General features: G+C 67.9%; 2 protein-coding genes and 1 pseudogene. 1 reads left to right on the plus strand and 2 read right to left on the minus strand.

The window, feature by feature from the left end; all coding sequences use genetic code 11:
• The coding region (locus ACRDUX_RS10325; RefSeq protein WP_526413547.1) for an acyl-CoA dehydrogenase family protein at window positions 1-454 on the minus strand (454 nt) is incomplete at its 3' end.
• Window positions 447-1,643: an acyl-CoA dehydrogenase family protein gene (locus tag ACRDUX_RS10330; RefSeq protein WP_526413549.1), complete on the minus strand. Its 1,197-nt coding sequence runs from the start codon at window positions 1,641-1,643 to the stop codon at window positions 447-449. The genes ACRDUX_RS10325 and ACRDUX_RS10330, both read right to left, overlap by 8 nt.
• A 141-nt stretch (window positions 1,644-1,784) precedes the next feature.
• Between ACRDUX_RS10330 and ACRDUX_RS10335 the strand changes: the two are divergent.
• Window positions 1,785-1,982, plus strand: a pseudogene (locus tag ACRDUX_RS10335) (aspartate aminotransferase family protein); the annotation flags it as partial.

The following is a 1,982-nucleotide window of genomic DNA, read 5'->3' on the forward strand; positions in this document are numbered from 1 at the left end:
GCGTCCACGCATCCGCCGAACCGGACGCGGTGACGGTCACCGCAGCCGGGTCGAAGGCGCCCGCCTGATCCTCGACCGCGAACGCCGCGGTACGACGACCCTCGACGAGCTCAACCAGCAGCTCGTCGCCAGCCGACCCCGCCGAGGCGGCCACCAGCGCAGGGATCGCGAGGAACACCGTGCCGAAGAACGGCCCGCAGGCGAGTGCCGCACCGAGCTCCTCCACGGCCACCGCCTGGTCGACGAGCGAGCCGCCCACGCCGCCGTCGGCCTCTGGCACCGAAAGTCCGAGGACGCCGAGCTCGGCGCCCAGCCGGGTCCATGCCTTCGGGTCGAAGGGCGGGTCGGACTCCATGAGCCGACGCACCGCCTGCTCGTCGAAGTTCTCGACACAGAACCGGCGCACCGCACCCCGCAACTGCTCCTGCTCATCGGTAAACGTGAACTCAGCCACGCGGGATCTCCTTCCACGGCATGCCCGCGTCCGCTCGCAGGTCGCCAGGCAGGCCGAGAACCCGCTCGCCAAGAATGTTGCGCATCACGTCGGACGTACCGCCTTCGATGGTGTTGGCGCGGCTTCGTAGGAACCGCTGCTGGATCGGGCCTCGCCAGTCGGTCTCCTCCCGATCGCTTTCGGGATTCGCGTAGCCGTGGTACAGAATCCCTTCCGGCCCAAGGAGATCCATGCAGAATTGGTAGATGTGCTGGTTGAGCTCGGCGCCGACGAGCTTGCCGATCGAGGCCTCGGGTCCTGGGCCGCCGACGGTTGCCTTCGCCCGCGACCGCTCCGAGGTGAGGCGCTGCGCCTCCGAGCGCAGCCACAGCTGGCTGAGGCGGTCGCGCAGGACGGGAGTCTGACGTTCCGGCCTGGCCGCCCACAGCGAGACGGCTTCGGAGATCGTGCCCGCGCCGCGCCTGCTGCCGCTGCCGCCGAGTGCGCTGCGCTCGTTCATCAGCGTGGTCATCGCCACCGCCCAGCCGTTGCCGACCTCGCCGAGGCGGTGGGCGTCGGGGATCCGCGCATCGGTGAAGTAGACCTCGTTGAACTCGGCCTGGCCGGTCAGCTGGCGAAGCGGTCGGGTCTCGACGCCGGGGGAGTGCATGTCGATGACGAAGTAGGTCAGTCCCTTGTGCTTGGGGACGTCCGGATTCGTGCGGGCCAGCAGCAGACCCCAACGCGCCCGGTGCGCCAGGCTGGTCCAGACCTTCTGCCCGTTGATCACCCAGTCGTCCCCGTCGGATACCGCCGAGGTGGCCAGCCCGGCGAGGTCGCTGCCTGCACCCGGCTCGGAGAACAGCTGGCACCAGATGTCCTCGGTGGTGGCGAGCGGGCGCAACCAGGACCGCTTGACGTCCTCGGACTGGGCGTGTTCGCGAATGGTCGGCGCCGCCATGCCGTAACCCATCGGGTTCAGGCCCAGTGGCACCGGACCACCGGCGCCCTGAAGGATCCTGTCGGCGACGGCCTGGTTTCCCCGCGAGACGCCAAGTCCGCCAAGGTCTTCGGGAAAGTGCACCCAGGACAGTCCAGCGTCGTAACAGGCGCCGAGGAACTCCTGGATGGGGACCGACTTCGGATCGTGGTCGTTGACCACCTGTCGCGCCAGGTCGGCGACCCGGTCTGCATCAGCAACGTTGCTCATCCAGCCACGATAGGAAGTCGACACCCGTCAAGGAACAGCGGGTGCCAATTCCGGTACCGGAGCGTGCGCGCTGGGAGGCCGACCGGATATCTTCAGCTCGACGCGAAGTTTCCAGCGCACTCGATTCGCTAAGGACGCGACATGACTTCTTTGCCAGACACCGACACCCTTCTCCCGAGCGGGCAGGACATTCCGTCCGCCATCGCCGAGGCCAAGCGGGCGTATGAGTTGGATCGTGCGCATGTGTTTCATTCGTGGTCGGCGCAGGGGCAGATCACGCCGATGACGATCGTGGCGGCTGAGGGCTCCTACGTGTGGGATGGCGAGGGCAACAAGTTG

This window comes from Mycobacterium sp. (assembly GCF_050701675.1).
Taxonomy (GTDB): domain Bacteria; phylum Actinomycetota; class Actinomycetes; order Mycobacteriales; family Mycobacteriaceae; genus Mycobacterium.

Coding starts and splice junctions, on each gene's coding strand:
- ACRDUX_RS10330 (WP_526413549.1), bottom strand. CDS start 1,643: ATGAGCAACGTTGCTGATGCAGACCGGGTCGCCGACCTGGCGCGACAG.